At 60.8% G+C, this 26,744-nt stretch carries 23 protein-coding genes; 10 read left to right on the top strand and 13 right to left on the bottom strand.

Translation table 11 applies throughout. The features are described from left to right. Positions 1-193 precede the first annotated feature (193 nt). The 3 genes from GSQ81_RS14190 to GSQ81_RS14200 are packed head-to-tail and all read left to right on the top strand — an operon-like array spanning position 194 to position 2,820. Complete coding sequence (locus GSQ81_RS14190) at positions 194-931, top strand: hypothetical protein (RefSeq protein ID WP_158911346.1); 738 nt, start codon at positions 194-196, stop codon at positions 929-931. After that, the gene (locus GSQ81_RS14195) at positions 928-1,545 is read left to right on the top strand and encodes a class D sortase (protein WP_158911347.1); all 618 of its coding nucleotides are present in this window, start codon (positions 928-930) and stop codon (positions 1,543-1,545) included. Before GSQ81_RS14190 ends, GSQ81_RS14195 begins: the two co-directional genes overlap by 4 nt. Positions 1,546-1,557: 12 nt before the next feature. Continuing rightward, the gene (locus GSQ81_RS14200) at positions 1,558-2,820 is read left to right on the top strand and encodes a hypothetical protein (protein WP_158911348.1); all 1,263 of its coding nucleotides are present in this window, start codon (positions 1,558-1,560) and stop codon (positions 2,818-2,820) included. Here GSQ81_RS14200 and GSQ81_RS14205 read toward each other — a convergent pair whose 3' ends face one another. From GSQ81_RS14205 to GSQ81_RS14240, 8 genes are all read right to left on the bottom strand, one after another. After that, a complete protein-coding gene (locus tag GSQ81_RS14205) occupies positions 2,821-5,535 on the bottom strand; it encodes a TonB-dependent receptor (protein ID WP_158911349.1) in 2,715 nt (904 codons plus the stop codon). It abuts the gene before it with no gap. Positions 5,536-5,672: 137 nt separating this feature from the next. Next, positions 5,673-5,978, bottom strand: a complete 306-nt coding sequence (locus GSQ81_RS14210) for a carboxymuconolactone decarboxylase family protein (RefSeq protein ID WP_158911350.1) — start codon at positions 5,976-5,978, stop codon at positions 5,673-5,675. A 118-nt stretch (positions 5,979-6,096) separates the two neighbouring features. Then, positions 6,097-7,161, bottom strand: coding sequence for a metal-dependent hydrolase (locus GSQ81_RS14215; protein ID WP_158911351.1), 1,065 nt, complete (start codon positions 7,159-7,161; stop codon positions 6,097-6,099). A gap of 35 nt (positions 7,162-7,196) precedes the next feature. After that, the gene (locus tag GSQ81_RS14220; protein ID WP_158911352.1) at positions 7,197-8,501 is read right to left on the bottom strand and encodes a dihydroorotase; all 1,305 of its coding nucleotides are present in this window, start codon (positions 8,499-8,501) and stop codon (positions 7,197-7,199) included. Next, complete coding sequence (locus GSQ81_RS14225) at positions 8,498-9,499, bottom strand: aspartate carbamoyltransferase catalytic subunit (RefSeq protein ID WP_158911353.1); 1,002 nt, start codon at positions 9,497-9,499, stop codon at positions 8,498-8,500. Before GSQ81_RS14225 ends, GSQ81_RS14220 begins: the two co-directional genes overlap by 4 nt. An 8-nt stretch (positions 9,500-9,507) precedes the next feature. Then, positions 9,508-10,089, bottom strand: a complete 582-nt coding sequence (pyrR, locus tag GSQ81_RS14230) for a bifunctional pyr operon transcriptional regulator/uracil phosphoribosyltransferase PyrR (RefSeq protein WP_305794255.1) — start codon at positions 10,087-10,089, stop codon at positions 9,508-9,510. Positions 10,090-10,173: 84 nt separating this feature from the next. After that, positions 10,174-10,860 carry a zinc ribbon domain-containing protein gene (locus tag GSQ81_RS14235; protein WP_216846441.1) on the bottom strand — a complete coding sequence of 229 codons (687 nt, stop codon included), beginning with the start codon at positions 10,858-10,860 and terminating at the stop codon, positions 10,174-10,176. 120 nt (positions 10,861-10,980) lie between these two features. Further along, entirely contained in the window at positions 10,981-11,574 is a 594-nt protein-coding gene (locus GSQ81_RS14240; protein ID WP_158911355.1) for a hypothetical protein, read from the bottom strand. A gap of 178 nt (positions 11,575-11,752) precedes the next feature. On the opposite strand from GSQ81_RS14240, the gene GSQ81_RS14245 reads away from it, so the two are divergent. Then, positions 11,753-12,271 (top strand): MerR family transcriptional regulator, encoded by a 519-nt coding sequence (locus GSQ81_RS14245; protein WP_158911356.1) that lies wholly within the window; start codon positions 11,753-11,755, stop codon positions 12,269-12,271. Here the strand turns inward: GSQ81_RS14245 and GSQ81_RS19825 are convergent. Then, the gene (locus tag GSQ81_RS19825; RefSeq protein WP_216846442.1) at positions 12,268-12,645 is read right to left on the bottom strand and encodes a hypothetical protein; all 378 of its coding nucleotides are present in this window, start codon (positions 12,643-12,645) and stop codon (positions 12,268-12,270) included. The genes GSQ81_RS14245 and GSQ81_RS19825 overlap by 4 nt on opposite strands. On the opposite strand from GSQ81_RS19825, the gene murJ reads away from it, so the two are divergent. From murJ to GSQ81_RS14265, 3 genes are all read left to right on the top strand, one after another. Next, entirely contained in the window at positions 12,635-14,230 is a 1,596-nt protein-coding gene (gene murJ / locus GSQ81_RS14255; RefSeq protein ID WP_254060304.1) for a murein biosynthesis integral membrane protein MurJ, read from the top strand. The two genes, GSQ81_RS19825 and murJ, sit on opposite strands and share 11 nt — an antisense overlap. A 39-nt stretch (positions 14,231-14,269) precedes the next feature. Continuing rightward, positions 14,270-15,415, top strand: a complete 1,146-nt coding sequence (locus GSQ81_RS14260; RefSeq protein WP_158911358.1) for a VWA domain-containing protein — start codon at positions 14,270-14,272, stop codon at positions 15,413-15,415. 185 nt (positions 15,416-15,600) lie between these two features. Then, on the top strand, positions 15,601-18,627 hold the full coding sequence (locus GSQ81_RS14265; protein ID WP_158911359.1) for an LssY C-terminal domain-containing protein: 3,027 nt from the start codon (positions 15,601-15,603) through the stop codon (positions 18,625-18,627). A gap of 358 nt (positions 18,628-18,985) precedes the next feature. Here the strand turns inward: GSQ81_RS14265 and fabF are convergent, their stop codons facing one another. The 3 genes from fabF to rmuC form a co-directional block, all read right to left on the bottom strand. Then, positions 18,986-20,236 (bottom strand): beta-ketoacyl-ACP synthase II, encoded by a 1,251-nt coding sequence (gene fabF, locus GSQ81_RS14270; protein ID WP_158911360.1) that lies wholly within the window; start codon positions 20,234-20,236, stop codon positions 18,986-18,988. 5 nt (positions 20,237-20,241) lie between these two features. Then, positions 20,242-20,487: an acyl carrier protein gene (locus GSQ81_RS14275; protein WP_158911361.1), complete on the bottom strand. Its 246-nt coding sequence runs from the start codon at positions 20,485-20,487 to the stop codon at positions 20,242-20,244. A 145-nt stretch (positions 20,488-20,632) separates the two neighbouring features. After that, positions 20,633-22,123, bottom strand: a complete 1,491-nt coding sequence (gene rmuC / locus GSQ81_RS14280) for a DNA recombination protein RmuC (RefSeq protein WP_158911362.1) — start codon at positions 22,121-22,123, stop codon at positions 20,633-20,635. Between the two features lie 243 nt (positions 22,124-22,366). Here rmuC and GSQ81_RS14285 point away from each other — a divergent pair, with 243 nt between their 5' ends. Both GSQ81_RS14285 and GSQ81_RS14290 read left to right on the top strand, forming a co-directional pair. Further along, positions 22,367-23,416: a VWA domain-containing protein gene (locus tag GSQ81_RS14285; protein WP_158911363.1), complete on the top strand. Its 1,050-nt coding sequence runs from the start codon at positions 22,367-22,369 to the stop codon at positions 23,414-23,416. A gap of 30 nt (positions 23,417-23,446) precedes the next feature. Continuing rightward, the gene (locus tag GSQ81_RS14290; RefSeq protein ID WP_158911364.1) at positions 23,447-24,112 is read left to right on the top strand and encodes a YukJ family protein; all 666 of its coding nucleotides are present in this window, start codon (positions 23,447-23,449) and stop codon (positions 24,110-24,112) included. Here GSQ81_RS14290 and folP read toward each other — a convergent pair. Then, positions 24,109-25,011 (bottom strand): dihydropteroate synthase, encoded by a 903-nt coding sequence (folP, locus tag GSQ81_RS14295; protein WP_254060204.1) that lies wholly within the window; start codon positions 25,009-25,011, stop codon positions 24,109-24,111. The genes GSQ81_RS14290 and folP overlap by 4 nt on opposite strands. A 75-nt stretch (positions 25,012-25,086) precedes the next feature. Here folP and dacB point away from each other — a divergent pair, with 75 nt between their 5' ends. Next, complete coding sequence (gene dacB, locus GSQ81_RS14300) at positions 25,087-26,718, top strand: D-alanyl-D-alanine carboxypeptidase/D-alanyl-D-alanine-endopeptidase (protein ID WP_158911365.1); 1,632 nt, start codon at positions 25,087-25,089, stop codon at positions 26,716-26,718. Positions 26,719-26,744 lie beyond the last annotated feature (26 nt).

The following is a 26,744-nucleotide window of genomic DNA, read 5'->3' on the forward strand; positions in this document are numbered from 1 at the left end:
GATTTCAGAGCCAGAGGATGGCATGAAACCGAGACTGATCTGCCTCTGCGCGTTTGATCGTGTCCAAACTGGATATTGCGATTGCACTAGGTTACCAAAGTGACGGCAAAGAAGTACCATCTATCTTCCGCGTCTGGTCGTCCTAGCGAATGAAGGGTAGTTTGTCTATTCGATTGTCTCGCAAGGAGCTCCCATGAAAATTTTCCCCATTGCCGCCTGTGCGGCCCTCTCCCTCGCGATCACACCTCTTTTTGCGAGCCAGCCCAAGAGCCCGGTCGCGGATTTCACGGTATCCAACCCGTCGAATGTTCCCGGCGCCACGTTGCCGTCGGGAAGTTACTCCATCCGCGTCGTTAATCGACTCTCGGACCGCTATATCGTTCAGGTTGACTCCGCTGATGGCGCTCTCCACTCAACCTTCATCGGCATTCCCAACAGTAAGCTGCCCCGAGCCTCTGCTTCCGGCATTGTGGACTGGAGCAACTCTGTAAAAGGAACCGACTACCTGAGAGGCTGGCACGTTGCTGGAACATCCTCCGCCGTCGAGTTCGTCTATCCGAAGGCAGAAGCCGTCAATATCGCTAACGCCAACCAGGCGAAGGTGCCCGCAATCGATCCTGCGTCGGATGGTCTCACGGCCGACCCCACTCTTTCGCCCAGAGACATGAAATTGGTAACGCTGTGGCTGCTTTCGGCGGAACGGGTTGGCCCTTCAGGGAGTGTGCCCTCCATCAAGGCAGAGCGGTACGAAGAAGTAGCCTCAAACACACAGAAGCCTGTCATAGCCAGCCTTCCCCATACTGCCAGCGATCTGCCGTGGCTATGGCTGCTGAGCGCCTGCTCCACGATGGCGGCTGCCATGCTTTGCTTTTTTAGAAGAAGGCAGGTATCCACCAGCGGGGCAGCAATCACGCTGGGACGCAATCCGTGAAGGCCTGCGATCGCATCGAAAAGTTGTTGTGGGCCGTTTCTCTGGTGAGCATCGGCTTCGTGCTCTTTTTCGCTATGCGAGGCCTGGAGTACCGCGCGCTCTCCGCTGAGTTAATGGCTCGACCTCAGCCATCCGAATCGCCCCATGCGGCGCAGGCCTTGCGTCAGGCACAATCACAGGCAATTGTGAACCGGAACATTCTAGGCAGGATCGAGATTCCTTCGCTTCACCTTGCTGCCGCTGTCATGTCCGACTACGACCCCACCAGCCTTCGGGAAGGCGTCGGCCATATCCGCGGGACGGCGCTGCCGGGAGGGCTGGGGACGGTGGGCCTCGCCGGACATCGCGACACGTTTTTTCGTCCTCTGCGAAAGATCGGGCCCAACATGCAGATCCGCCTCATCGGCAAAACCGGCACCTACTCCTATAGCGTCGACTCTACGGAGATCGTCACGCCAGACAGGGTCAACGTGCTGAACATCGGATCGCGGCCTGAGCTTACCCTTATCACCTGCTATCCATTCGACTATATTGGAGCGGCACCAAATCGCTTCATCGTCCATGCGCACTTATTGTCTGTTTCACCCGAACCCTTAGAATCGTCAAGACACTAAAAGAGAGTTTTCGTGAAACTTCAATTCGATGAAATTGTGAAACACTCGGACGCCGACCTTGTTTTGCGCACGCTAGAGCAGCATCTCCGCGAAGTGTCGCTCGAGACGGTTCGCACGGAAGACGAACTGATCGTCTACGGCCTGGGCCCATCCTTTCGGACGATGAATCCGAATGACAAAACCGTTGTGCGAGCGACTTCTCAGCCTGATGCCACGACGCTGCATACAGAAGCAAATTTTCTGGCTTCGGCCCTGGCAGGCAACGTTGCGCAGGACGAGATTGTTCGCTCCAAGATCGAGCGGGCCTTTGAGTCGCTGAAGGCCGAGCTTAACTACAGTGCAGCCTCACGTCAGACAACCTCATGGACATTGCCGGCCACCGAACCGGCTCCACCAGACCCGGTCGTTGAGACGATACCGGTGATTGCCGAAGGCAGCCCTGCTGCGCCGATCGAGGCGAAGGAGATCTCGCCCGCACCGATTAACCGCGCTCCTGATGTGATGCCGACGACATCCATCGAATCGAAGTCAGAACCGCAGCCAGAATCAAAGATCGAGTCGCAAGCAGAATCAAAGCCCGAGCCAAGTCCAGAGCCGACGCCTGTGCCGAAAAACGCCGAACCTACACTCACCGCGCCACGGCGATCCACACTGGCTCCCCCGGCGGCAATGGAAGCAGCTCCAACCAAGAGGAGGCAATCCGCGATTCTATTGGTGCTGCCGCTGCTCCTTCTTCTTTTGGCTGCTGCCATCTACTTTCTGCAACGTCCCCATTCATCACAGAGCCTCTATACTGCAAAGCCGGAAGGACACACTGCAAGCGCTTCGGTGGAGAACCAGGCCGCCGCACCAGTGCCAGACCCGCCAGCTACAGCGGTAGCGCCACCACAGCCTGTACCTGCGGCGATGCCCACGGACATCAAGGCATGGGTGCAGGCGTGGGCTGCCGCCATACGCACTCGCGATGTGCAGTCCCAACTCTCGTTTTATGCAACCCCTCTCGATCGCTATTTTCTGACGCCGGATGTCAGCAGAGAGCAACTGCTCAACGACAAGCAAGTCGAGATCGACAATAGAAAAGGGTTGTGGACGTTCAAGGCAGAAGACGTCGTTGTGCAGAAAAAGACAGCAGCCAGCGCTGTCGTTACCCTCATCAAACACATCATCGTAGAGCTTCCCTCATCGGTCATCCAGGAACAGCGCATCAAAGCACAGCTGAAACTAAAGCTCGTCGATGGAAGCTGGAAGATTACCTCGGAGCGAACCATCGGCTGATCAGAAGCTGTAGCGCACGCCTGCCTCGATGCGGCGGCCGTTGTCGGCGGCGTAGGGGCGGTTGAAGAGGGGCGAGCCGAGAACACCGCCTACGCTGGTGACGTTCAGGTGATTCAGCACATTCGAGCTGCGCACGTTGAACGTCAGCGTCTGCGGATGTTCGGCCTTGGGATTGTTCAGTTGAAGTTTGCGCTCGATATTGGTATCCATGTGGACCGTCCACGGGGTTCGTCCGGCGTTACGTGGAAATGCTCCGATACCGCCGCTTGGTACGAGCAGGCCAAACTGGGTTGGAATGGCATCGGGATCGCCGGTGGGCGCGTACTGCGGGCGGTCGTTGAAGTTGCCATCGCCGTTGTTGTCGAAGCCCGTGGTGATGTTGTAAGGCACACCGCTCTGAGCTTGCAGGTTGGTGCTCAACTCAAACTTCTCGGGCAGCTTGAGCATTCCGTTGCCGAAGATCTGCCAGCGGCCCTGGCCGTTTCGCGGCGCGAATTCACCGGCGTCGGTGCGCGAACTCTGCGGGTTGAAGAAGGTGTCGTCGTTGGTGTTGTCGATCAGGTCGACGCGGACGGCACCGAAGAAGAAGTTCAGGTGCTTCAACTCATGCTGGTTGATGCCGAAGAACTCCACATTAGCTCGACCCTGACCACTGTTGTTGGTCTGCAAAATGTTGAGGTTGGGCGTGCTGGGGCGCGGGCCGGTGGGGTTGTCGTTGAGCGGCGAGTTAATGTTGAGCGTGCGGGTGTAGTTCCAGATGCGCCCCCAGTAGACATCGGTGTTGACCGACCAGCCGTGGGGGAAGGTGTGGGTGCCCCCTACGTTCTCGATGGCGAAGGTGATGTTTTGCAGGTGCGGCGATGCCTGACGGACGGAGTGGATGATGGTCGCGCCGTCGAAGGGATCGTTGTAGATGGGGTTGTAGACGGTGCTGGTGATGCGATGGACGCCGTCCTCGCGTTGCAGCTCCTGATAGTCGGAGGTGCCATACTGGCCGGTGAAGAGGCCGACGTGCGCGTGCAGTTGCCACTTCTCTTTTTTATCGGGCGACCATGCGATGCCGAGGCGCGGTGTCGCTCCGTTCATGGTGAGCGGTGCGGTTTGCAGGTAGTAGCGGAAGCCCATGGCGATCTGCAGCTTTGGTCGCACCTTCCACATGTCCTGAATGTAGAGCGAGTCACGTATCTGCGTGAAGCTGACCTGCGGCGTTCCCGTCACGTTGTTGTAAGCTGTAGGCGTTCCGCCGGCGAGGCCGAGCTTGGCACGACGATATTGCTCGAGACCGGAGATAATCTCGGTTTGGCCGGGAATGGGGTTACCGTTGGCATCGAGCACAGGCGCGCTGCCCCCGCCGAAGGTATAGACGCCGTTGAAGTTTGTTGTGAGCTGGTCGCTGACGTTATACATCTTGAACTGCGTTCCGAACTTGAGCAGATGCTTCGCCGTGCTGAGAATGGCGTCGTCGTCGGCCTCGATCTCGAAGGTATGCAACCGCTGCTGTCCGATGGATGCGCCGCCACTGGTGAAGGCGCCAGCGACCTGTACCTGAGGCGTCGTGGCGCTGGGAACATCGGTCTCGCCGGTCCAGTCGAAGGCGACGCGTGCCTCGTGCATCAGCTTGGGTGAGACGGTGGTGACGTTCAACAACCGCAGGGTGTGGTCGTAGGTGCCACTGCTGTAGCCGGTCTCGGGCAATGATGTTCCGCCGACGCCTACGTTTTGCGAATGGTTGACGTTGCCGTTGTAGGACGTGGTGAAGGTGTTCTTCTCGTTGAGCTGCCAGCCCAGGCGCGCCGTTGCCAGCCAGAGCTGCTGTGGCGCGGCAACGTTGGCGATGGTGCTTTGCTGGTTGCCCTGATCGTCGAGCGTGATGGCGTTGACGACAGCGTAGTCGTCGATGGTGCGGTGCTCCAAGGTGAGCGCGAAGTCACTGCCCTTCTTGCGCACGGGGCCGTTCAGCTCGAAGCCGTAGCGCTGCTTGCCCAGTGCTGCCCGGCTGGTAGAGAAGGGATCACGGGCGTTCTCCCACGGGCTGCCGTTAGTGGTGAAGAGCGCGCCGTGGAATGCGCTCTGGCCGGGCCGGGTGTAGACCTCGACGCGACCGCCGTCGAAAGGCGGCTGGCGATACTCGGCGGAGAAGAGGTCGGGGTTGACCTTGATGTAGGCGATGGAACTCTTAGGCGGGAGAGGAGATGAACTTTGGAAGCCGTCTACGGTGATGGTGGTGTTGGCGGCGAGACCGCCACTGGTCGCGGCCAGTTGCTGCAGCTCGCGCTTGAGGTCGTCGGGGTCGTCGGCGAGCGTGCTGAGCTGATCGCCTGAGATGGTCTGAGAGGTGCCGTTAGCCGCGGCATCAACTTCATTGCCGCTGTCTTCACCAACATTCACCGAGGTCGTCACGTCTTCGGGCTGCAGAATGACAACCAGCTCCGCCTTTGGCTGGGGAACGTGAATATTTAATTCTTTGGGCGCGAAGCTGGTTTCGCTGACTCGCAGATCATGTTGGCCGGAAGCGACGCAGGAGAAGTGAAACTGACCGGCATCGCCGCTCTGTGTTGTTTCACCTCCGTCGAGCGTGACGCTGGCTCCGGGGATGATCGCACCCGTGGAGTCTCGTACGATGCCAGCCACTTTGGAGCCGCTGCACGGAGTCTGCGCCGACAGATTTAAGCACAGCAGTACCGTGCACGCCGCGATGGCATGAAATATCTTCATATGCATCCTTTCGATAGGGAGCAGGCACCTGCTCCTTGCAATTATCGATACGCAGGGATGCGTTCTGCGGTTCCCGGAATTACCGCGAGCCGAGAGAAAATTAGTTTTTAGAACTAACTTTTAAGGTTTTTTCTTAACTAGCTTTTGAATAAATGGGTTGCGTGCGTGATGGCAGCACCAGCACGCATCGCGGCGGCAACCGCAGCAGTCTCTGCAAGCATCTGGTCGGTCGCCCCGGCGTCGCGTGCCGCCTTCGTGTGCAGCTCAATGCAGTAAGGACATTGCGTTGTCAGCGCAACCGCAACAGCCATCAACTGCTTATGCAGAACATCGATCGTGCCTTCGGTGAAGGCAGCCTTGTCGAAGGCCCAGAAGGCCTTCATCGCGTCCGGCGCGTTTTCGTCCAGTCGCTTCAACTTAGTAAGGTTTTTCATGTCGAACATGCTGCACCTCGGATTGAAATAGGCCCACGTGCGGACTCTCGCTCATAGGAGTCGATCGACAGAGATAAGTTACAGCATCCTGATAGATTGGGTCTATCTGGCCTGGCTTCGTGCTGACTTAGTGCTGGATGTGGCCGTCCATCTCCATGCGGGTGACACGGTGGGCGGCGTCGAGGGTGACGGCGCCGGAGAGCGGCGGATGTTCGCGGCCACGCATGAACGAGGCGTCGTACAGGAAGCGCAGATCGCGAAATGTTACGGTGATCGCTCCCGTGATGGGATCGGCGTCGGATTGGGTGACGAGCGGGAGTTGAGACCAGTCGAGATAGACATGGCCGAGCCAGCTTTGTTTGGCAGCGAGTGTGGCTGCCGTCTCCGCAGGTTTGTAGAAGAGGTCGGAGTGCGCGTTGGTGGTTACGGTGTTGGTAAAGGTATCGACGGTGCCTAGCTGGTAGAAGTTGGGCGTGTCGACGATGACCTGCCAGTGGAAGGGATTGGTGGGGTAGGGCTCAGCGGAGACGCGAAGAATCTGAACGCCGCCTGGATCGGCGCCGAAGTCCTGACTATTGAGGGCGAGTTGAATGGCCTGTTGCTGCTCGACGGCGCGCCAGCCCCACAAGGCGACGATGGCGACGAGCGCGGCGATGGCCCAGCCGCGTCCGCGAAAAGCTGGCTTGCGTGCACCGACCTCGCTGTTGACGAGGCCGAAGAGCGCGGGGGCGATGAGGGCGATGAGCAGAAGACCAAAGATGACGGGCTCGAAGATGAAGACCAGCGAGGCTGCGTACCAGTGCGGGTTGAAAGGAAAGAAAGGACGGATGCCGTAGTTGTTCGTCCAGTCGAGGAGGAGATGGCTGAGGAGCGCAACGAGAGCGAAGGCATACAGCAGGCCCCAGCGCAGGGGAGCGGATTGCTTTGCGGGCTTTTTGCGGCGGAGACGCCAGCGGTGGAAGAGATAGACTGCTCCGACGACTACGGCCGCTTCGAGGGGAAGACCGAGGAGAGTATGGGTCCATCCGCGATGATGCTGGAAGGCGGCGATGGGACCACGGATGGCCCAGAGGGTGTCGAGATCAGGCGCTTCGGCGGCCAGCGTCATGGCCAGCGTGGCGTAGGCTGCCTTGCGATTGAAGCCGCTGCGAGCGAGGACGGCTCCGGTCATCAGGTGCGTGAATGGATCCATGGGGTTCCAGCATATCGCGGCTGGCCTGCCCGCGCTTACTGACGAAAGACGATGCGGCCTTCGCTGATGGTCGCGTGTACCCGTCCCAGCATGGGCGCGCCGTCGAAGGGAGTGTTCTTCGACTTCGAGCGCGATTGCTTTGCGGCAAAGCTCCACGAGGCTGCGGGATCGAAGATAACTACATCGGCGAAGCTGCCGGGAGTCAGTGAACCTCTGCCGGGGAGCAATGCAATTCCCGCGGGAGCCGTGCTCATGAGCGAAAGAATCTTGCTCAGCGATAGGCCCTGTCCGCGATGCAGAACGCGCAACGCCAGGCCCAGCGCGGTCTCAAGGCCGGTAATGCCGTTGGGAGCGCGCTCGAACTCCTGCTCCTTCTCGTGCGCGGCGTGGGGAGCGTGATCGGTTGCGATGCAATCCACCGTGCCGTCGGCCAGCCCAGCGAGAACGGCCTGACGATCAGCCTCGGCGCGCAGCGGAGGATTCATCTTGGCGTTGGTGTCGTAGTCGCCGATGGCCTCATCGGTCAGGGTGAAGTGATGCGGCGCGGCCTCGCAGGTGACATGCAGTCCCTGCGCCTTCGCCGCGCGAATGGCATCGAGAGCGCGGCCGGTCGAGACATGCTGCACATGCAGGTGGGGACGCAGGCCTTCGGATCTTTCGATCTCCTGCAACAAGCGGATGTCGCGCTCCACGATCCGCGACTCGGCTTCGACGGTCATGCCGCGCAGACCGAGGCGAAACGCCACCGGGCCGTAGTTCATGCTGCATCCGCCGGTGAGGTGCGTGTCTTCGGCGTGCTGTGAAACAGGCACCCCCAGCCGTGCAGCGGCGATGAGCGCTTCGCGCATGATGGCGTCTTCGAGGATGGGCTTGCCATCGTCGGTGAAGCCGACGACTCCGGCCTTGTGCAGCGCGGCAAAGTCGGTCAGCGTGGCGCCCATGCTGCCCAGCGTGGCTGCCGGCATGGCGAAAAGTTTTACAACAGCCCCGCGCTCGGGTGCGAGCATCCATTCGAGCCCGGCTACGGAGTCATTCACCGGAATGGTGTTGGGCATGGCGACAACGGTAGTGAAGCCACCCGCTGCTGCCGCTGCCGTTCCTGTGGCGATGGTCTCCTTGTAGGTCTGGCCCGGCTCGCGGAGGTGGACGTGGATATCGACCAGCCCCGGCGCAACCACCAGCCCAGAGGCATCGATAATCTCTGCTGCCCCCGTGCCCTTCAGGCTGCCCGGCTTGTCGATTGCGGCGACCTTGCCATCGCGAAGGAGAAGGTCGCGGGCCTCGTTGAGGCCGTTTGCCGGATCGATCACACGGCCATTCAAAATTAATACGTCACTCATACAGTTACACTCTCGAATCCGCCCTCGCTCAGGGCGCGAAGCAGCAGCGCCGAACGCACGGAGAGGCCGTTGCTCACCTGCAACTCGATCGCGGAGTTGGGGCCGTCGGCCACGTCGCCAGCAATCTCCAGACCGCGAATCATGGGGCCGGGATGCATCACCAGAGCATCGGGTGCCTGTGCGGCGAGACGCTCTCCGTTGAGCTGATAGCGTGCGATGTAGTCCGCGAGGTCAAGCTCCAGCCCGGCGAGACGCTCTTTTTGAATGCGCAGCATCATAACTACCTGCGAGCGGCGCAGGGCGGCATCGAAGTCGCGCGCGATCTCAACGCCATCGCCGAGACTGCTTGCCATTTCGGGCAGCAGCCGTTCGGGTCCACAGAGCAGAACCTTTGCGCCGAGTTGCGGCAGAAGCCATGCATTCGATCGCGCTACGCGGCTGTGCAGAATGTCGCCGGTGATAACGACGGTCACGCCGTCGAGGCTCTTCGCCGTCGCCCTTGCGGCATCGCGTCCGGGCAGGCGCATCAGCATCGTGCGTGCATCGAGCAGGGCCTGCGAAGGATGCTCGTGCATGCCGTCGCCCGCATTCAGGACGGGCAGGCTGGTCTCGCGCGCCAGCACAAAAGGTGCTCCCGATGACGGATGGCGAAGGATGATGCACTCGGCCCCGAGAGCGCGCAGGGTGAGACCGGTGTCCTTGAGGCTCTCGCCTTTTTCGATGGAGGAAGACTTATCGCTGACCAGCGTGGTGGTTGCGCCGAGCGACTTCGCCGCCAGCTCGAAGGAGGTGCGCGTCCGCGTGCTCGACTCGTAGAAGAGGAGGGCGATGCGGCGACCGGCCAAAAGCGTTGCGCGCTGTGCGTGGGCCATCTGCTCGAGCCGCGTGGTTACGGTCAATATAGCGGAGACGTCTGCGACGGTGAGATCGGCCACGCTCAACAGCGAGCCGGGAGCGTAGAGGAAGATCTTTTTCGAGCCTTGCGATTCCTGCGTCATCGATGCGGTCAATCCACCAGCTCGACCAGCAGCACCTGCTCCTGCTCGTCGATCTCTTTAAGCTTGACCTCGATAATCTCGCGCCGCGAGGTCGGTATGGTGCGTCCCACGAAGGTCGCCTGAATGGGCAGCTCGCGGTGGCCGCGGTCGATCAGCGCCAGCAGTTGCACGCTGCGGGGACGGCCGTGGTCGAACAGGGCATCGAGCGCCGCGCGAATCGTGCGCCCGGTGTAGAGCACATCGTCGACCAGCACGATGTCGCGGCCAGTCACGTCAAAGCCGACCTCGCCGGGAGCGACCTTGGGCCGCGCGCCATCGGTCGAGAGATCGTCGCGGTAGAAGCTGATGTCGAGCACGCCGGTGTCGACAGGGCACTTCTCGATCTTCGCGATCAGCGAGCCCAGCCGCTGGGCCAGCGGAACGCCGCGCCGCTTGATGCCGACCAGCCCGAGGTTTTCGCAGCCATCGTGCTTTTCGACGATCTCGTGGGCGAGGCGCACCAGCGTCCGCTCAATCTCGGAGGCCGACATGAGGCGGCCCTTCTCGCGTATCTTCGGAATCGGCTTGGTTGGTTCGGTAGTTTCACTCATAGCGATTGCGCTTGATGATATCAGCAGCCCAGCCTCGATTGAAGAGGCTGTAGGCTGTGCGAAGACCGCACGGCAGACCGTGCCTCAAGCCGAAACCTTGTGGCGCGTCCGCAGAAAGCCCCCCACGGCGCCTCCGATCGTCGAAAGCACAAGCAAAATTCCCGAGATCAGGCCAAAGCCAGCGAGCATCATTCCTGCGCGGAACTCGGGCGAATTGAGATAGCCCTGCATCGATTTTGCCTCGGGATTGGTCGCCAGCGCATGTTCAATCTGCAGGTGAAGCTGCTGGGTCAACTGGGCGTCGAAGCCAGCCATATTGCGCAGCAGATAGCGCGCCACCAGGCCGCCTGCCGCCATGGCAACCGCCAGGCTTCCGATCAGGACGACCCCGACGACGACACCGATGCGTGCGCCAATGCCTGCGTCCATCCATGCCTGTGGGCGTCGCTTCTGATAGAGGGCCAGCGTGATCAGCGAGCCGCTTACGCTTACCGTCCAAAGCCAGCTTAGGGGCGAAACCGACTCGAAGCGGGCCGCCACCAGCGTCAACGCGGCGGCGATACCGGCCACGAGCAAGGCGCAGCGAATCGCCGTCTTCCACTCGATCTGCCGGGGTGGAGGAGGCGGAGCTGCGCCGGTCGTGTTCTCCGCCAGCTCTGCCGGTTGATCATGGTCCAGCAGATAGATCTGGGGAGCGCCGCAATGGGGGCAGAAGGGCGACGAGGTGTCGTCGGAGAGCTCCCCGCCACAGCGATGGCAAAATTCATGCATATCTATGAAGCTACCGCAGCCGGTAGGGCGCGGCAAGCTTTGCCCTTCAGCCAAAAGTCCGGATGCTTCATGTTCGAGGCTTTTGAGCTCGGAACTCTGTCCCCAGCTTCCTCGACGAGCCTACTGCTCGTTCTCCTTATCAGGGGAATGTCCGGGCAGATCCAGGACCACTAGCCCCAGCTTCGTCCCTGTGCCATTCGGGTCAATCGCGACAATATGCTGGTGCTGCTTCGAGCCGGCCTTCAGCTCCAGCTTGCGCGAGATATCGTCGTTGATCGCGACGTGCTTGTTGTTGTCGTCGCAGGTTAAACCCTCTGCCGTGCGCGTCGGCTCTCCCACGGACTTGTCGTTCGAGCACTCGATGACGTCGCCGTACACACCGAGGGCCTTGCGATAGAACGCCTCGACCTTGTCGGAGCTGTCGGGGGTCTCGTAGCTCGCGGCCTTGACGCGTAGATGGAAGCTGCCGAAGTTCATGTTCACATCCGCCGCGCCGTGGTCGTGGTCCTTCTTCACCAGCGTCGCGCCGGGATAGGCCGGCAGGCCCATGCCTTCCAGCACTGTTGCATCGTTGGTCTTCACCTGCACGCCGCCGAACGGTGTCGCGATTCTCACGTTCTCGTTGCCACCTTGCTTGTTTGTCTGAACCCGGCATCCGCTCATCAGCACTGCTGCGACTATCGCCGCTGCCGCCATCATCTGTGTCACGCGCATACCAAATCTCCTCTGTCCAAGAAACGATACGCTGATTGCTCCCTGTATGTTCCAGCAAATTCAGCATAGCGAAGCGTGGACTTTCAAAGAAGAAACACTGTAATTCTGCTCACAAACCCGTCATCGCTGTCCTATACTGGCAGGAAGCCTGAAGTGTCGGCTATCCGGGAGCTTTGGCATGGCGCAGCACCAGCCAATCCGCAGAACGCCTCCATCAGCCGGGTCTGAGATCCCGGACAAGCTGTACTTCCGCATCGGCGAGGTCTCCAAACTCTGCGACCTGCCTGCCTACGTTCTGCGCTTCTGGGAGGGCGAGTTCCCCAGCCTGAAGCCGCACAAGGGTGGCACCGGACAGCGGCTCTACCGCCGCCGCGACGTGGAGATGGTTCTGCGCATCAAGAGCCTGCTCTATGACGAGGGCTATACCATCCCCGGCGCGCGCCAGATCTTCAAGGCTGAGTCGCATCATAAAGAGCCGCAGCTTACCCTCGGCATCGACGATGCGGCTGCGCCTGCTGCACCATCAAAGCAACTACGCAAGCTGCAGAAAGAACTTCGCGACCTGCACGCTCTGCTCTCAAAGCCGGTGACCCGCGCTGCGGTCCATCCCATCCGCGCGCCGCGACATACCACCACCTCTCGCCATACCGCACCGAAGCTCTTCGACATCCCGCAAAACTCCGAAGGCTCCGACTAAAGCGCCATCCATCCTGCATGGATGGCCCACAGCGAGATGCTCGCCACCACGATCCACAGCGTTACTCCCTGAATCAGCGGCCTTACGCCGACTTCTTTCAGCGTGATGCCTGTGCCAATCAGAAACAGCACCACCGTCAATACAGATTTGCCCAGCCGGTTCAACGCGGCGAAGATTCCCGCAGTCTGCGGCAGATATCGACTGCGTCTTTTCCACGCGCAGCAGTTTGCCGAGTAGCACGCCGAAGCTGAGCACGAACGGGATGCTGAGCACGCTCTTCGCACCTCGCATCGCGGGCGAACCAGTCCCGCCACCCCACCAACATAAGGCCGCCCGATAGAATCATCCTTAGCCTTGAAAACAGTGACCGCCACCGATCATCCCATTCCGCCCGTTCCCGCCAAGCGCTTCGGCTGGCTGCGTCCCTCGCACAAGCACACCGCGCTTTCGGCGACAGTGCTACTCTCCGTCTTTGCGCTGCTCTCCCGCATCATCGGCCTCGTTCGCGACAAGTACATCGCCTACACCTTTGGCGCGGGCCCCGGCACCGACGCTTACAACGTCGCCTTCCAGCTTCCCGACCTGATCAACTATCTGCTCATCGGCGGCGCGGCCTCCATCAGCTTCGTCACCATCCTCAGCCGCTACCGCGAGGCCAACCAACACGAAGAAGGAGACCGCGCCCTCTCCGTTATCCTCACGACGATGCTGCTGGTGCTCGGCGGCGCCATCCTGCTCGCTGAGTTCTTCGTTCCGCTCTACACCCATCTCTACTTTCCCGACAGCCCCTACGAGGCTGCGCTCTGCACGTTCATGACGCGCATCCTGCTGCCGGGGCAACTGTTCTTCTTTGCTGGCGGAGTCCTTGCCGCGGTCGCGCTGGTTCGCAAGCAGTTCACCTATCAGGCGGTCTCGCCGCTGATCTACACGCTCGGCATCATCTTCGGCGGTGTCGTTCTCTCGCACTCCATCGGTATCCCGTCACTGGCATGGGGCGCGCTCGCAGGGGCCTTCGCAGGCCCCTTCCTCGTCAATGCCTACGCCGCGCGCCGCGCCGGAGTCCACTATCGCCCCATCCTCGACTTCAGCAATCCCGGCCTGCGCTCGTGGGTGCGCATGTCGCTGCCCCTGATGCTCGGCGTCACCGTCGTCTTCATGGACAACATCATCCTTACGTGGTTCGCCAAACACAGCGCCGGCGATATCACGCGCCTGATGTACGCCAAACGCCTCTTCACCGCGCCGATGGCCATCATTGGACAGGCTGCTGGAGCCGCATCGCTGCCCTTCTTCGCCTCGCTCTACAGCCGCAAGCTCTTCGGCGATTACGCCTCGGCCGTCAACCGCGCCGTGACCCGCATTCTCTCGGTAGCCATCCTGCTCTCAGCCGCGATGTTCGCGCTTGCCCGCCCCGGCGTCGACCTTGTTTTGCGCGGAGGCTCCTTCAACCACGCCGACGCCGATCTCACCGCGCTCTACTTCGCCATCTTCACCATCTCTCTCGCACTGTGGGCTTCGCAGGCCATCTACTCCCGCGCCTTCTTCGCCGCTGGTGAGACCTTCGTTCCCATGCGCGCCGGAACCATCATCACCGTCCTCTCCATCCCCTGTTATTGGTTCCTGCATCTCCGCTTCGGAGTCATCGGCCTGGCGTGGGCGTCAAATCTCGCGATCCTCGTGCACACCGTCACGCTGGCCATACTTCTCCATCGCCGCCGCATGGTCTCGCTTGCCGGGCTGGACCGCCCCGAACTGGCGCGCTCTCTGCTTGCTGCCGCTGTGAGCCTCGCGGGGGTCTCGCTGTTGCTGCACGCTCTGCCCCATGCGCATGGACAGACTTATCTCGGCGATCTGATCGCGCTTGCTACTGGCGGCATTCTTTGGGTGGTGCTCTGCTATGGAGTCCTCTACTTCACGGGTTCTCCTCTCCCCCGCCAGCTCCGCTCGCGTCGCGCCTGATCTTTGGCACGGCCTTCACCGGCAGTTATAGTAGCCAACATGCACCTCCGTGCCGCAGTCGCGTTGCTCTTTCTCCCCGTTGCATTCGTCTGCGCTCAAAGCGCACCCGGCAATGCGCCCATTCCCGCAGCACCTGTTCCGACCATCAGCGCACAATCCACCCTGGTGCTTGTGCCTACGCTGGTGAAGACAAAAAAAGGCGAGCTCGTCTTCACGCTGACGGCCAACGACTTCACCATCACCGACAACACCGTCGACCAGAAGGTGCATCTCGAAGAGGACACCGGCGACCAGCCGCTGGCGCTGGTCGTGGCGATTGAGACCGGCGGCGACGGAGCAGCCCAGTTCGGCAAGTACCGCAACCTCGCCACCATGATCGAGTCGGTCGTGGGTCAGGTACCTCGCCGCATCTCGGTCGTCACCTTCGACAGTGAGCCGGAGATCTTGCAGGGCTTCACCTCCAACCTGGCGCTGATGGAAGACGCTATCCAGAACCTGCCTCCAGGCGACAGCGGAGCCGCCATCCTCGACGCCATCGACTACTCCGTCGATCTGCTGCGCAAGCAGCCTCCGCAGTACCGCCGCGCCATCCTGCTGATCGGCGAGACCGTCGATCACGGCAGCAAGGTCAGGATCGAGGATGCTCTTCGCGCCGTCAGCGACACCAACACCGCCATCTATAGCCTTGCCTTCTCCTCCTCGCGCAGCGGCATTAGTCACGAAGCCTCAAAGCTCAACGACCCAAACCCCGGCCCCGAACACGGCTGCTTCTCGCACGATCCCAAGACCGATCCCACGGTGAGAGACGACGGCACCAAGGGCGTTGCAGAAGAGTCCAAGGGCACGCAGTACTACGACTGCCTCGCCGAGCTTCTGCCGCCGCTGCGTCTCGCCAAGATGGCTGCGATCCTCGGCATGAACGGCCTGCGCAAGAACGCGCCTGAGACCGTAGCCAATCTGACCGGCGGAGAGTACTTCCACTTCAGCAGCCAGCGCGACCTCGAACGCGGCCTCGCGACCATCTCCAACCACGTTCCCAATCGTTACGTCCTGAGCTTCCAGCCGCAGATGCCGCAACCCGGCCTCCACGCCATCACGGTCACGCTGAAAGACCACCCCGACCTTGTCGTCACGGCACGAAGCAGCTACTGGGCTGGCGACACGACAACGGAACCGCATCCTTGAAGCAAGTCCCGACATCCCACGTCATCTCGACCGAAGGCGGGGTTCTTTCCGCCGCAGTGGAGAGAACCCTGTATTTCATCCACTCGCCACAAAATCATCCGTCCGCAAAGATCAAGCGCATCCGCAGTTACACCCCGGTGATATCCTCGGAAACACTCCCCGCATCATCGACCTGAGCGATGCCTATGCGAAATTGCGATACTGCTGCCGCTAAGACGACCGCACTCCTCCTCGCTCTGTTCAGCGTGATGCCCCTCTTCGCCAAAGCAGCCGAACCGCCTCCTGTCACTACCATTACCATCATCCGCAAGGATGGCCATAAGGATGGCGTGGCCCAGATGACCGTGAGCGGCAGCAAAGGCAAGCCGCGCAGTATCACCAAGCACGCCATGCAGGCGTGGCCCGTCCGAGATGGACAGGGTGCTCTCATCCTTGTCGTCGAAAAGAAGCATTATCTGCTGCGCTACTACGATCTCGACTCCGGCCGCCGCCGCAATCTCGGCATAGTTCCCTTCGGCCATGCCTCGCTACAGGAGACGAAGCTCCCCAACGAAGGCTGGGCCTTCGCGCTCAGCGGCACAGACGCCACCACGGGCCAGCCGCTAACGCTGGTCGGCAGCACCGACGCCATGACCGGCGTTTTGCCCGGCGAGTCTTCGCCGACCTTTGTTGGCGACTCACTCTCCGGCACCACCTCAGAGGGCAGGCAGACCGTTAAGGTCGCTTCGCTGCTTGGCACGAACCTCGGCGATATCTACACCCCGCCGCAGACCTCTGCTACGTCGCCCGAGTACCTGCAGGTCTTTCCCAACGGCGCGGCTATGACCGTCGACCACGACGGCACCGTCCACAAAGGCCGCTGGCACACCGACGGCGCCACGCTGCACATCGTCACCGGCACGACAAATCTCTCCTTGCCGCAGCCTTCGCTGGAAAAGATCACGGGTGTCCCCGCTGGAACAAGGTTTTCTGTCCGCCTGCTCCAACCGCTCTCGTCTCGCAAAGCGAAGGAAGGCATGACGGTAAAAGCGGTCTCCATCACGCCACTGATGGTCGATGGACTCATCTTCCTCCCGCAGGGCTCAACCATTGAGGGCACCGTCACCCAGGCAAACGGCGTCGGCTGGGGATTCAAACATGAGACCGCGTCGCTCACCATTGACTGGAACCACGCCACCACGCCTGACGGCCATTCTCTGACCATGGATGCTCGCATCTACCAGGTGGAGAACTCGCAGGAAAAGGTAACCTCCAAGGGAAAGATCCAGGGGATCCGATCTACCGGGACCCCGGGCCACTCCGCAGAAAACGGTGTCCTTACCTTCGCGGGGATCGACCCCATCGCCTATATCTTCGCCTCGGCGGCGAGCAGCGCGGTCCTCGGCTTCGCGGAGCCGGAGATTCTCTACAACGGCGGCACCGAGTTGATTCTCGAATACGTCAAGCCCCTCATCACCACGCAGACCTATCCCTTCTCCGTCCTTCCCTCCGCAAACTCCGAGGCAGAGCGCGAGCATCTTCAGGCGCTGGTGAAGACTCTGCCCTTCCGCACCCGCACCAAGGCAGGCAACAAGGTCTCCGACCTCACCAACCTCGTCTTCATCGGATCACCCGAAGCTCTGCACCGCGCCTTCACCGCCGCCGGATGGCTGCCCTCGGACGAGCTCACCGCAGGCTCGACCTTCCGCACCCTCAAGACCCTCAGCGGCAACAAGACCTACACTCAGGCACCAATGTCCGTGCTTCTGCTCGACGAGCGCGAGCCCATCTACACCCTCGGCAAGACCACCAACACCTTCGCCGCGCGTCATCATCTGCGCATCTTCCCCACCACGGCGGAATGGGACGATCAAGCTGTCCTCACCGCCTCTTCCACGCAGGACATCGGCATCGCCTTCTCCCGCAAGCAGAGGACGTTCATCCACGTCATCGATGAGCACATCGACAACGAGCGCTCCAAGATCGTCAACGACCTGAAGTTTACCGGCTGCGTCACCAGCCTCGACATGGTGCCGCGCCCCTGGGCACCGACCGACGCCTACAACTCCACCGGCGACCGCCTGCTGACTGACGGCCAGGTCGCTGTCCTCCACATCAGTTCATGCGATAGCCCCCACACCACACCGGAAGTCGTTCCACCGCCGCCGAACCGCTTTCAGCGCAGCACCCGCAACACCGCGCTTACCATCCGCAACAGCGTCTATCGCGGCAACCTCATCTATCAGGGCATCTCCGGCAGCTTCAAGGTGCATGACTATCTCCGCAGCAGCAGCGAGCTGCCCCAGGACTACGGAGCATGGCGCAAGACCGATGCCTCCGGCGCGCAGTATCAGGAGGCGGGAGCCGGGCCGGGCCTGATCAAGCGCTCCTTTCGCCCACACGACCGCCTCGTCGAGCCCGACGTTCCCTATCAACCTGCGGTAAGCCACAAATGGGACCCGCCACGCTACGAGCTGGCCATCGAAGGAGGCTATCTCCATCTTCGTGAAACTTATCTAAGCCTCGCTGGAATTGTGCTTGTGCCGACTCACCCTCCGGCTCCGCTCTTCGAAATCGATCTATTCGATGAGGTAGGCGATGGATGGGCCGCCGGTGGCACTGCGACCATCAACAGTTGGAAGTACTTCTCCAATGAGTTCTCCTACTTTCGCCAGCAGGGGAAATACACGCTTGGCTCCGAAGTGTATGAAGGCGACTCCGACCAACCCGTTGTAGACGACGACATCACTGTGGACTCGCAGCGGGTCGGCCTGACCACTCGTCAGTTCGAATACAATCTGCTCGCCCATCTCAGGCCGCCCACCTCGCGATGGAGGCCCTACATCGCTGTCGGCCCCACGTTTCAACTCATCGCCCTATCCGATTCGCCGCTTAAGAAACCCGCAGGCCCATTCAAGCTCGGACTGGGCAATCTCGGGCTGTTCAAGGCTGCCTTCGACTTTGGAAGAACCGCGCCGCTCGATGGTGGCGGCATCTTCCAGTTTGGATTGCAGTATGGCGGTGGGATCAAGTACCGCATCTCTCCGCGAGTGATGCTGCGCGCCGACTATCGAGAGACCTGGAGCAAGAATCCGGATATTATCAGCAGCAGTTATAAAGATTTCAACATCGTCATCGACAATGACGACTACACCGCTGTCATCTACACCCTCAAACCGCCGCAAAAGTTCTTTCAGGACCGCTTCACCCTTGGCGTCGCCTTCACCTTCTGAGGCGAGTTTGCCGATGGTGTATGGACACCCTAAAAGCAGATTCCTTCGCTTCGCTGCGGAATGACAAAAGGAAACTCTCCCCCAATGAGCATTCTGCTCCAGGGAAGGCCTGATTGAGTTCTGAACAATCCTCGGGGGCTAAAGCCCCGTGATAGATGTGCGATTTGCGGCGTGGCTGAAGCCACGCCCTTTCAAAACGAAGACCTAATCAAGAGGTTCACTAGGCCAGTCGGCGCAAGGGCCAAAGGCCCGCTCTATACCAGCCTGGGGCAACGCCCCAGGTAGACAGGAACCCGATCACGGAGGACTGAAGGCCCGTCCTATAGGTCTATATCTGCATCTGCTTCCGAGTGACGCCCTACTCAGTCCAGCGTTTGAAGACCAGCGAGCCGTTGGTTCCACCGAAGCCGAAGGAGTTTGAAAGCGCGTAGTCGATCTTCGCTGCCTGAGGCTTGTTGGGAACATAGTTCAGGCGGCACTGGGGATCCAACTCGACGATGTTCATCGTCGGCGGAGCCATCTGGTTGAGCATGGCGAGGATGGTGATGCCCGCCTCCAGCCCGCCCGCGCCGCCAAGAAGGTGACCGGTCATGGACTTGGTGGAGCTGACGAGCAGGGTGTGGTTCTTCGCCCGCTCGCCGAAGACGTTTTCGATCGCCTGCGACTCCAGCGCATCGCCCAGCGGCGTGCTGGTGGCGTGGGCATTGACGTAGTCGATCTTGTCGGGCGAGATTCCGGCGACCTTGAGGGCGGCAGACATGGCGCGGAAGCAGCCTTCGCCCTCGGGAGCCATGCCGGTCATGTGGAAGGCATCGGCGGACATGCCGTACCCGATGACTTCGGCGAGGATATGGGCACCGCGTGCCTTGGCCATCTCCAGCTCTTCCATGATGAGGATTCCGGCGCCTTCACCGACCACGAAGCCGTCGCGGTCCTTATCGAAGGGACGACAGGCGTGCTCGGGATCATCATTCCGGGTGGAGAGTGCCTTCATGGCGGCGAACCCGCCGACGCCCATGGGCGTGATGGCGGCCTCGGTGCCTCCAGCGATCATGGCATCGGCATCGCCGCGCTGAATGATGCGGAAGGCATCGCCAATGGAATGCGCGCTGGAGGTGCAGGCGGTCGCGGTGGCTTCATTGGGACCACGGGCGTTGTAGCGGATGCTGACGTGACCGGCGGCAAGGTTGACGATAGAGCCGGGGATGAAGAAAGGCGAGATCTTGCGTGGGCCGCCCGCCAACATGGCCGAGTGCTCGCGCTCGATGACATCGAACCCGCCGATGCCGGAGCCGATATGGACACCAAAGCGGTCACGGTTGCTCTCGTCGATGACCAGGCCGGAGTGCTTCATCGCTTCGTCGGAGGCGGCAATGGCGAAGTGGATGAAGCGGCCCATCTTGCGGGCCTCTTTTTTGTCGATGAACTGGAGCGGGTCGAAGTCCTTGACCTCGGCCGCAAAGCGGACGGGATGGCCGGTGAGATCGAAGGCCTTGATCTCAGCCATGCCGCTTTTGCCTGCAAGCAGGCCGTCCCAGACCTCGGGCGCGGTTTTACCGACCCCGCAGACGAGGCCGAGGCCGGTGACGACGACGCGACGCTGCTCCATGTTGGTTACTTTCCTGTCTTCTGGTGTTTTTCGATGTAATCGACGGCGTCCTTGACGGTCTTGATCTTCTCGGCGTCTTCGTCGGGGATCTGGATGTCGAAGGCCTCTTCGAACTGCATGACGAGCTCGACGACATCGAGGGAGTCGGCCCCGAGGTCTTCCTGGAAGCTGGCGCCGGGGGTGACTTCGGCTTCATCCACTTGAAGTTGCTCGACGATAATCTGTTTTACTTTCTCATCTACTGCGGCCATTTGTTTCTCCTGTTTACGTCTTGCAATCAAAATTTGGATGACGGTGCGCGAACTCAACACCACCATGCTCAAGAATACTGAGCGCCTAGCAGAGTGTAAAGCAAACCGGGGCTGGGCGTAATGGGGGCATCACGGTGGAATTCATTTATTCACCATCATTCTCATCTCCGGAAGCGGCGAGAAGAGGGGCTATGCCGTTGTTGTCCTCAAAGGAGATAAGGTTTGAGGCTGGGGCATCCAGCTCGCCCACCTCGCGCAGAGTGCGGTTGATGGCACGGGTGCGGACGCCAAGCTTCTGAATCGTGTTCTGGACGGTGCCAACCTGCGTCTCCATCTTGCCCATCAGGGCTTCGAAGGTGTTGAACTCGCGCTTGGTGCCTTCGAGGACCTTCCAGACCTCGTCACCTTTTTCCTGAATCGCGAGCATATGGAAGCCCATCTGGAAGCTGGTGAGGATGGCGGAGAGGGTGCTTGGCCCGGCGATGGTGACGTGGCATTTGGACTGGATCTCGGCCTGGAGCGCTTCGCGGCGCATGACCTCGGCGTAGAGGCCCTCGGTGGGCAGGAACATGATGGCGTGAGGCGTCGTCACCGGTGGGTTAATGTATTTTTTGCAGATCCGTTCGCCCTCGGTGCGGATGGCGGCGTCGAAGGCCTTGCGCGCGGTGACGATGCTCTCCGGGACATTGCTCTCGTAGGCAGCTTCGAGACGCTCCCAGTCTTCGCGGGGGAACTTGGCGTCGATGGGCAGCAGCGTCTCCCCCGCCAGACCGGGGAAGCGCACCGCAAATTCGACGACCTCCTGCGTGCCTTCTTTCACCTTGGCGTTGCGGATGAACTGGCTGGGGGCAAGCATCTGCTCGAGCAACATCCCGAGCTGGACTTCGGCGAAGCCTCCGCGGGCCTTGACGTTGGTGAAGATGCGGCTGAGGTCGTTGACGCCGTCGGAGAGCTTGGTCATCTCGCCAAGCCCGGTATGGACCTTGTTGAGCTGGTCGGTGACCTGGCCGAAGGATTCGGTGAGACGCGTCTGCAGCGTGGCGTTGAGCTTCTCATCGACCGTCTGGCGCATCTTTTCGAGCTCTTTGGAGTTGTCCTCGTTGAGTTTGGTGAGGCGCTCTTCGACGGCGGTCCGAAGCTGGTTTTGCAGAGTGGTATTGCTGGCCATCAGGTCGTTGAGCTTGGTGTTGAGCGACTCGCGCAGATTGGTGTGCTGGACGCTGGTCTCGGCGGTAAAAGACGACAGCCGCTGGGTGATGGTGTCCATCTGGCTCTGAACGGCGGTGCGAAGCTGGTCGGCGGAGGATTTGTTGTCGCTGCGGAAGTCGGCGAGGCCGGTGTTCAGGGTCGCGCCAAGGGTGGCGATGCTGGCAGTGATCTCGGTGCGGAGGGCAGCGAAGGCAGTCTCGCTCGCTTCGCGAGTGCGCTGGGCCTCGGTGGCGATGTCGGTGCGCATCTGGGCGAACGAGTTGCGGATATGCTCGTCCGTGGCCTGCTGGCGGGCATCGAGGCGGGTAAGCTGGTCGGGAATCTGGCCGAGGCGCAAGTCCTGCTCGGGAGCCTGCTGCTTCCGCAGGAGCAGGAAGATAACGAGGAGTAAGGTGACGATCTGGAGGATGAGAAGCGGGAGAGGCATTTCGTTTTTCCTTCGCCAAAGGATAGCATCTGGCACGGTGAGGATTCTGAAGATGGAGCAGCAGCCATCAAGGGTAATGGAAGCAGGGACAGCTCTTTCTGCAATGATTTGCGCTTCAGGTTCAATTTATTAGACTTACCCGCGCCTAATCGCGTCTATCCTTCTAGATGGTCGCGCGGATGCATTCCAACCGCGACCTCTCTCACGAGGGATTCTGGTCTTCGTCCGGGAAAAAGGGAAGACATGTCAATCGAGACCCGCTTTTGCGCTCTGCTCCTCCTTCTGGTTCTACCCTCTGCCGCTCCGGCCTTCGCACAGCAGGGTACCCCCATAACCCAGGCCTCCAACAGTATTCATTTGGATGTTGTGGTCACGCCAAAATCGGGAACGCCGATCCCCGGACTGAAGCAGCAGGACTTCACCGTCCGGGACAATAAGATTTCGCAGCCGATTACCTCGTTTCAGGCGGTCAGCGACAGCCAGGCGCCAGTGGAGATCGTCCTGCTCGTCGATGGGGTCAATACTCCTTATCTACGCCTCGCCTATGCGCGTGAGGAGATCGACAAATTCCTGCACGCGAATGGCGGTCACCTCGCGCATCCTCTTTCGCTCGCCATCTTTACGGACACCGGCACCCAGATTCAGAATGGCTCCTCAACCGACGGCAATGCCCTGAGCACCGTTCTCGATCAATCCGCGATCGGGCTGCGCAGCATTCGGCGCTCCAGCGGCATCTACGGCGCCGATGAGCGCATCCAGCTCTCTCTCCAGACGCTTCGCCAACTCACCGCGCTAGAGGCAGCCCGCCCCGGACGCAAGATCATCCTTTGGCTCTCTCCCGGCTGGCCGTTGCTGTCAGGGCCGCGCATCGACCTGGGCGCAAAGCAGCAGCAGAGGATCTTCACCGAGATTGTCGGGCTCTCCAGCGCCATGCGACAGGCGCATATCACCCTCTACAGCGTTGATCCGATGGGGGCCGGCGAGTCTGTTCTCAGCAACTCTTATTTCTATCAAACGTTCCTCAAGGGCGTGGGCAAGCCGGACGACGTTCAACTCGCCGACCTGTCGCTGCAGGTGCTCGCTGCCCAGAGCGGCGGCCTGGTCCTGAACGGCAACAACGACATCGCCGGGCTGCTCGCGAAATGCGTCGCAGACACGAGTGCCTACTACGAGCTCACCTTCGATCCGGCCCCCGCCGAGCACGCCAACGAATATCACCATATCGAGGTCAAGATGGCAGATCCCGGTCTCACCGCACGCACCCGCCAGGGATACTACGCACAGCCGCGATGAGCTTCTTGCCGAAGACCGAAGGAGGGATGAATGCCGATTACAAACTACAGTGTGCTGGCAGGCGACCCGGTCTCGGGCAAGGTGGTCACGGGATCGAGCACGCATTATCAGATCACGATGAACGCTCCCGGCGGCCCGTTTACCGTGGCAGTGAACATTCAGTCGGTGGATGGCTCGGAGGTCTTGTACGCGATTGAGGAGGGATTTACCCCACCGGATATTGCCGGACTGCTGGCGCTCCCGATGGGGATGACGCCGCTGAAGAGCGTGCCCGGTGGGCTGGCCCTCGATTATGTGCGCTCGCAAGTGAACGGCACCTCAATGATTACGCGGGATCAGATGACGCTGTTGCCGCAGATGCGCTCCAAAGGCAGCGAAGAGGAGCGGATGCTGGCTCGCGCACGGGCCAGCGCGCTCCAGAATGCGGTGGTGACGCTGCTGAACATGACCATCGCAGACAAGGACGGCGTCATCTACGCCTTCGGCAGCTCCTACGCCGATCAGGGCAAGGTGGATGGGATTCACGATATCCACATGAACCAGGGAAACCCCGTGAATAACCACGGCGGCGACAACGGGATCTGGCAGGACGGCGCCCTGCTGATCCATCTGCCGTCGAAGGGAACGTGGACGGCTGTCTTCATCGCCTTCCAGACCGAGTCGTGGACGACGGACTCCAGCGGGAACCCGGCTTAGACTGCGGCGAGGATGCGGTCGGCGATGGCGGCAGCTTCGACGGCGGGGAGAACATCGTGGGTACGGATCATGTGGGCTCCGTTGAGGATGGCGGTTACGTTGGCCGCAGTGGTCGCATGGAGACGTGCCTCAGGCGGGGGCAGGGTCTCTTCATAGAGCGGAGCCAGTGCCTGGGCGAGGAAGCTCTTGCGGGAGACTCCGGCGAGGATCGGCAGGTTGAGCTGCTGGAGCCGATCGAGATGAGCCAGCAGCGGATAGTTCTCGTCGAGCCGCTTGCCGAAGCCGAAGCCCGGATCGAGGACGATCCGGTTAAGCGCGATTCCGGCGGAGGTCGCGGCATCGATGCGCTCTTTCAACCCGTGGAGCACCAGAGGAACAACTTCTTCGGCAGCGATGGGCGGCTGGTCGAGCCAGTCATGCGGGCGGCCGCGTGTGTGCATCAGGACGGTGCCGCAGCCTAGCTGGATGCAGGTCATTGTCATGGTGGCATCCCACAGGTGGCCGCTGACATCGTTGACGATCTCAACCCCGGCTTCGACGGCGCATACGGCGGTGGAGGCATGGTGGGTGTCGATCGAGAGGATGGTGTCGGGCCTCTGGGCGAGGATCGCCTCGATGACGGGGAGGATACGGGCCTGCTCTTCGTCGGCGGAGAGCAGGATGGCGTTGGGGCGGGTGGATTCGCCTCCGATATCGAGGATGTGCGCGCCGTCGTCGAGCATCTGGTGGGCCTGGGCGAGAGCGCGTTCGGGCGCGTGTTCGGGGCTGTAGAAGTGGCCGCCGTCGGAGAAGCTGTCGGGAGTGACGTTGAGGATGCCCATGACGAGGGTGTGCTGGCCAAGCGCAAGGGTTCGGCTGCGAAGGCTCCAGTCAAAACGAGGACGTGCAGTGAGGGGCATAGGTAAAGTTTAGATGCAAAGAAAAGTTTTACGGCAGAGGCCAGAGCAGGGACAGCAGGGTGCTAGACTGCGCGAATGATGAGGTTCGCCGGGCGCTGCGCCGTGATCGTGCTGAGTGGGATGTTGTGCGTGTCGGCGAGTGCGAAGCCGCACCGCAAAGCGCATCCTGTGAAGCCGTTGAAGTTACAGGTTGCCCGTCTTCTCGCCGACCCGGCAGTCTCGCGCTCGCATTGGGGCATCGCAGTCACGAAGATGGATGGCAAGCCAATCTATGCACTGAACGCAGAACAATTTTTTCACCCGGCCAGCAATGCGAAGCTCTTCACCACGGCGGCGGCGATGGCTCTGCTGGGGCCAGAGGCGACGGTAAAGACTACCGCCCGAATTGATGGGCTCTTCAATGGAAAGGAGCACATCAAGGGAGACGTCTATCTCTATGGGGAAGGAGATGCGAACCTGTCTGGCCGAACCATTCCTTATGCTCCTGATACGAGCGAGGCATCTCCGCCGCTGCGCGATCTGGATGATATGGCTGCGCGAATCGCCAGCACAGGCGTGAAAACTGTGGATGGAGATGTGATCGGAATCGGCGACCACTTTGGCAATGAACCCTATCCGCAGGGCTGGAGCGTGGATGACCTGCCGTGGGGCTATGGCGCACCAGTGTCGGCGCTAAGCGTAAACGATAACCAGTTGAAGGTTACGATTACTCCGGCAACAGAGTTGAGCAGCCGCGCCAGTATCGAGATCATCCCGGCTGTGCCCTACTATACCGTCGTCAATGATGTCATGACCGTCAGCGCGGGGGAGCCGACAAGCATCGCAATCGATCGTATGCCGGGATCGAAGACGTTGCGTGTCTATGGCCGGATGGCAATGGATGCCACCCCGGAGACAGACCACATCTCTATCGATGATCCGGCGGAGTTTGCCGCAGTCGCCTTCAAGCAGTTACTTGAGCAGCATGGCATCACGATTTCGGGACGAGCGAGGGCGGAGCATGTGGTGTCGCAGGACACGCGCAGCTTCAATGAGATATTGCATGAGCCGATGGACCTGGCGCAGTTGAAGACGATGGGCAAAGGAGAGCCGGATGCCGCTGATGCCGTCTGTTCCGGCTCTTGCGATCCGGCAAAGATTCCACACAGTCTCGTCGTGGTTGGACACATCTCACCCACCTTGCTTGAAGACATCGTGCTTACAAACAAGTCCAGCCTTAACCTGCATGCGGAGCTGATATTGCGGAGGCTGGGCGATCGTTTCGCCTTCGACCCATCGAGCGGAAGCTTTGCCCAGGGGGCAAGAGTCGTGCGCCAGTTCCTCATCGACGCCGGTATCAGCGGAGACGACTTCTATTTCTACGATGGCTCGGGACTCTCAAGTTATGACCTGGTAACGCCGCAGGCCACGTCAAAGCTGTTGCAGTATGCCGCCACGCAGCCATGGTTTGCGGATTGGAAGAGTTCACTTCCAGTCGGCGGCGTGGACGGAACGCTTGTCGGACGGTTTACGCAGGCTCCATTGAAGGGCCACGTCTTCGCCAAGACGGGGACGCTGGGCGAAGCGCGTGCGCTGTCGGGCTATCTCGATTGCGCGAGCGGGCGGACGGTAATCTTTTCCATCATGGTGGACAACCACGCTCCACACAGCCATGCGGATGAGGCCACGATGGACAAGATTGTGGCGGCGATTGCTGAGACGAATTAGCATCTTTCCAATCTCTCTACGACATC

The organism is Granulicella sp. L56, from assembly GCF_009765835.1.
Lineage (GTDB): Bacteria > Acidobacteriota > Terriglobia > Terriglobales > Acidobacteriaceae > Edaphobacter.

Excerpts from the sequence above, each read along its gene's own strand:
- GSQ81_RS14265 (WP_158911359.1), top strand. The coding sequence starts at position 15,601 with ATGCGAAATTGCGATACTGCTGCCGCTAAGACGACCGCACTCCTCCTC.
- GSQ81_RS14190 (WP_158911346.1), top strand. The coding sequence starts at position 194 with ATGAAAATTTTCCCCATTGCCGCCTGTGCGGCCCTCTCCCTCGCGATC.
- GSQ81_RS14205 (WP_158911349.1), bottom strand. The coding sequence starts at position 5,535 with ATGAAGATATTTCATGCCATCGCGGCGTGCACGGTACTGCTGTGCTTA.
- pyrR (WP_305794255.1), bottom strand. The coding sequence starts at position 10,089 with ATGAGTGAAACTACCGAACCAACCAAGCCGATTCCGAAGATACGCGAG.
- GSQ81_RS14240 (WP_158911355.1), bottom strand. The coding sequence starts at position 11,574 with ATGCGCGTGACACAGATGATGGCGGCAGCGGCGATAGTCGCAGCAGTG.
- GSQ81_RS14220 (WP_158911352.1), bottom strand. The coding sequence starts at position 8,501 with ATGAGTGACGTATTAATTTTGAATGGCCGTGTGATCGATCCGGCAAAC.
- GSQ81_RS14210 (WP_158911350.1), bottom strand. The coding sequence starts at position 5,978 with ATGTTCGACATGAAAAACCTTACTAAGTTGAAGCGACTGGACGAAAAC.
- GSQ81_RS14235 (WP_216846441.1), bottom strand. The coding sequence starts at position 10,860 with ATGCATGAATTTTGCCATCGCTGTGGCGGGGAGCTCTCCGACGACACC.
- folP (WP_254060204.1), bottom strand. The coding sequence starts at position 25,011 with ATGCCCCTCACTGCACGTCCTCGTTTTGACTGGAGCCTTCGCAGCCGA.
- GSQ81_RS14290 (WP_158911364.1), top strand. The coding sequence starts at position 23,447 with ATGCCGATTACAAACTACAGTGTGCTGGCAGGCGACCCGGTCTCGGGC.
- fabF (WP_158911360.1), bottom strand. The coding sequence starts at position 20,236 with ATGGAGCAGCGTCGCGTCGTCGTCACCGGCCTCGGCCTCGTCTGCGGG.
- GSQ81_RS14260 (WP_158911358.1), top strand. The coding sequence starts at position 14,270 with ATGCACCTCCGTGCCGCAGTCGCGTTGCTCTTTCTCCCCGTTGCATTC.
- GSQ81_RS14285 (WP_158911363.1), top strand. The coding sequence starts at position 22,367 with ATGTCAATCGAGACCCGCTTTTGCGCTCTGCTCCTCCTTCTGGTTCTA.
- GSQ81_RS14245 (WP_158911356.1), top strand. The coding sequence starts at position 11,753 with ATGGCGCAGCACCAGCCAATCCGCAGAACGCCTCCATCAGCCGGGTCT.
- GSQ81_RS14225 (WP_158911353.1), bottom strand. The coding sequence starts at position 9,499 with ATGACGCAGGAATCGCAAGGCTCGAAAAAGATCTTCCTCTACGCTCCC.
- GSQ81_RS14215 (WP_158911351.1), bottom strand. The coding sequence starts at position 7,161 with ATGGATCCATTCACGCACCTGATGACCGGAGCCGTCCTCGCTCGCAGC.
- GSQ81_RS14275 (WP_158911361.1), bottom strand. The coding sequence starts at position 20,487 with ATGGCCGCAGTAGATGAGAAAGTAAAACAGATTATCGTCGAGCAACTT.
- dacB (WP_158911365.1), top strand. The coding sequence starts at position 25,087 with ATGATGAGGTTCGCCGGGCGCTGCGCCGTGATCGTGCTGAGTGGGATG.
- rmuC (WP_158911362.1), bottom strand. The coding sequence starts at position 22,123 with ATGCCTCTCCCGCTTCTCATCCTCCAGATCGTCACCTTACTCCTCGTT.